The organism is Streptomyces sp. NPDC088246, assembly GCF_044741025.1.
Classification (GTDB): Bacteria; Actinomycetota; Actinomycetes; order Streptomycetales; family Streptomycetaceae; genus Streptomyces.
The window spans coordinates 1-2,926 of record NZ_JBIURV010000151.1 but is presented as its reverse complement, the minus strand read 5'-3'; the positions used below and the strand labels follow the sequence as shown (position 1 = coordinate 2,926).

Sequence of the window (2,926 nt, the reverse complement as noted above, 5' to 3'; positions counted from 1 at the left end):
GAGCCGAAGGTCGAGCCGAAGGTCGAGCCGAAGGACTCCTGCTCGTCCTCCACGCGCGCGGTATCGCCATCACCGACGAGACCCGCAAGAAGATCACCGGCTGCGACGACCCTCAGCTCCTGCACCAGTGGCTCAACCGCGCCGCCACCGCCACCACCACAGAGGAAGTCTTCGCCGAGGAGTAGCCCCGCCCCGGTGGCTCACGGTGACTGCGTCCCTCCTGCCCGCATGCCCGCATACCGTTCACGGCTCCCCGCACGTCCGAGGGCCGGAACAGGACGCGGGCCGCGGTGCGTCGGGGCCGTCACCGGACCTAGCTCGTCAAAGTGCCCTGGTGGAAATACATGCGCCAGCCCACTTCCGTCAGACGCCACACGGAGCTCCGCCATGCTCGGCGCCCGCTGTGGTCGGCGAAGTAAGTCAGATGAACAATGCCGGGAGCGAGTACGGCCCCCGACATATCGCTGACCTTGACCGGAGCTTCGGGGGCCACCGAACCGTCACTCGTCACCGCGAGAATCGACTTCGCGTCCCAGCGCCGCCCCGACGCTCCGATCTCGAGGAACTCCGGGTCCAGGAGCTCCGAGACCAGGGCCGCCGAAGCACGCACTGCAGGGTCGAGAAGCCGCATCTCTGCCTCAATGGCCGCTTGAACGGCCCGCTCGCTCTCGTCTGTCATGCACGAACCCTACGGACGTCCCTCGTCACGTCACAGCGAATAGTTCGCGCAACGCAAGCAGCGACACCGGCGATGACGTCGTCTCCCGTCAACATTCATGGCGGGGTTGATCACCAACTGCCTCTACTGTCCGTCGCCAATGAATCCAGCCCGCTTGTCACTGAACCCAGTCGTCGGCAGATCTCAGCAAGTACGGACGCACTTTGCTGCGCACATCCTCTCGAAGTCTGACGGCCGGTCCGCCTTGCGGCGCGGTCACGCAGGCCAGGCGTCAGCCCAGCGGACCAACTGGAGCAGGCGCAGAGGCTGATGGAACGCGATGGGTGGGACGGCAGGATGAGTCACATGAGCACTCCGGACGCCGCCACGGCCGCAAACTCCGTTGCACCGCCGCCCCGTTGGGCGGTCTGGGCCGCGCATCTGACCACCTTGGTCGTACTGCCGAGCGGGTTATGGCGGATCGTCCTGGTGCTCGGCTATCCGGCCGGCTACCTGGACGAGAGCTTCGCGGACTTCGAGACGCTCGGCGCGAAGGTCTGGATGCTGACGCTGAGCGTGGTCTGCGAGCTTCTTGCCTTCCTGACGATCGGTCTGGTGCGGCCCTGGGGCGAGGTCGTGCCGCGCTGGATACCGCTGATCGGAGGGCGCGCCGTGCGCCCGATGGCCGCCGTCGTCCCAGCCGCCCTCGGCGCAGTGGCACTGACCGTGATGTGGGCCAATGTTCCCTGGTGGTGGACGTACCCGCACAATGGCATGACGGACACCGGCGACCTCGTGGTCGGCATCCTCTACCAACCGCTGGTCCTGTGGGGCCCCCTGCTCGCCGCCGTCACCGTCTCCTACTACCGCCGTCACCGCTCCCCGCGCAGCCGGGTTATGGCGTCTTGAAACAGCGCCCTGTTTGAGAACCTTGCCCCCATGTCGGTCGACTGGGTTTGATGACAAGCGGGCTGGATTCATTGGCAACGGACATCCGGAACCGGCATCGGGCCCGTCCCCCGCAAGACGATCTGGGCCGATCTCAGCCTCGTACCGTGACCGCTCCACCGGGTCGCGGAGACCCACGACCCGGTAGGCCACGTCGCCGCGTCCCACGACACATAAAGCTTTGAAGAACCTGGGGAAATCACCCTCCCCACCCAAACCCGCCCCCACCCGGCCCCGTCACTCGCGCGGGTGACATAGGGCAACTGGGCTGGATTTCACACGGGTTGGCTGGCATATGCTCGCCGCGACAACTACAGACATGCGACGGCCCCCGACGAGATTGCAGTCTCGACCGAGGGCCTGACCACCGAGGAAGTACGGAGCTTCCCGATGGGTACCCCGCAGATTACCGCGCCCCAGTGCGCCCTGTCCCCCGCATCCGGGGGCGCCACACCGTCATCCGGTGTCATCCACATCAATGTCCGGCACGCCGCCGGCTTCACCGTCATCGGCAACCACCTCGCCCAGCACCGCGGACTCTCCCTCACCGCGATCGGGCTCGCCACCCACATCCAGTCGCTCCCCGCCGGAGCCAAGATCGGCATCAAGCACCTCGCCGACCGCTTCCCCGAGAGCGAAACCCGCATCGCCGCCGCACTGCGCGAACTCGAAGCCACCGGCTACCTGCACCGCAGCCGCGTACGCCTCGCCGACGGCCGCATCATCACCCGCACCGTCTCGTACAACCAGCCCGGCGCAGCCCCTCAGCCCCGAACGGTTCCCGACGAGCCGGCCCCGCTGCCCGCACCACCGCCACGCGTAACCGCTCCCGAGCCGCGCCCCGCACCACCCCCAGCACCCACGCCACCGCCGCAGCCCGTCCCCGTACCGGCCCCCACCGCGCGCACAACGCCGCCTCCGCCGCTCCCCCAGCCGCAGGAGCTCACGCCGGAGCTTCAGCGCATGGCCACCGCACTCCTCGCCGACCTGCGCCGCCACACACCCCAACTCACCCTCGCCGAGAACGACATCCACATCCTCACCCCCGGCGTCGCCACCTGGCTCGAACGCGACGCCCACCCCGACACCATCCGCCACGCCCTCACCACCGACCTCCCGAACCTCCTGAAGCACCCAGCCAAGCTTCTGCGCCACCGGATCACGGCGCTCCTGCCACCGCCGCTGCCGGGAGCCCAGGACCTCGGACCCGCACGCCCTGGCGTCATCGTCATCCCCCTCCAGAACTGCGACCACTGCGACCGCGCCTTCCGCTCCCACCACCCCGGCCACTGCCGCGACTGCCGCACCGAACTGCACACA

At 68.3% G+C, this 2,926-nt stretch carries 4 protein-coding genes; 3 read left to right on the top strand and 1 reads right to left on the bottom strand.

The window, feature by feature from the left end; all coding sequences use genetic code 11:
* Positions 1 to 185, top strand: a 185-nt coding sequence (locus ACIPEK_RS46435) for a hypothetical protein (protein WP_402009031.1), incomplete at its 5' end; no start/stop codon positions are given.
* 128 nt (positions 186 to 313) lie between these two features.
* Here ACIPEK_RS46435 and ACIPEK_RS46430 read toward each other — a convergent pair.
* Positions 314 to 679, bottom strand: coding sequence for a DUF4440 domain-containing protein (locus ACIPEK_RS46430; RefSeq protein WP_402009029.1), 366 nt, complete (start codon positions 677 to 679; stop codon positions 314 to 316).
* Between the two features lie 345 nt (positions 680 to 1,024).
* Between ACIPEK_RS46430 and ACIPEK_RS46425 the strand changes: the two genes are divergently transcribed.
* Together ACIPEK_RS46425 and ACIPEK_RS46420 are read left to right on the top strand one after the other, a co-directional pair.
* A complete protein-coding gene (locus ACIPEK_RS46425; RefSeq protein ID WP_402009026.1) occupies positions 1,025 to 1,567 on the top strand; it encodes a hypothetical protein in 543 nt (180 codons plus the stop codon).
* 429 nt (positions 1,568 to 1,996) lie between these two features.
* Positions 1,997 to 2,926, top strand: a 930-nt coding sequence (locus tag ACIPEK_RS46420) for a helix-turn-helix domain-containing protein (RefSeq protein ID WP_402009023.1), incomplete at its 3' end; no start/stop codon positions are given.

Coding starts and splice junctions, on each gene's coding strand:
- ACIPEK_RS46430 (WP_402009029.1), bottom strand. CDS start 679: ATGACAGACGAGAGCGAGCGGGCCGTTCAAGCGGCCATTGAGGCAGAG.
- ACIPEK_RS46425 (WP_402009026.1), top strand. CDS start 1,025: ATGAGCACTCCGGACGCCGCCACGGCCGCAAACTCCGTTGCACCGCCG.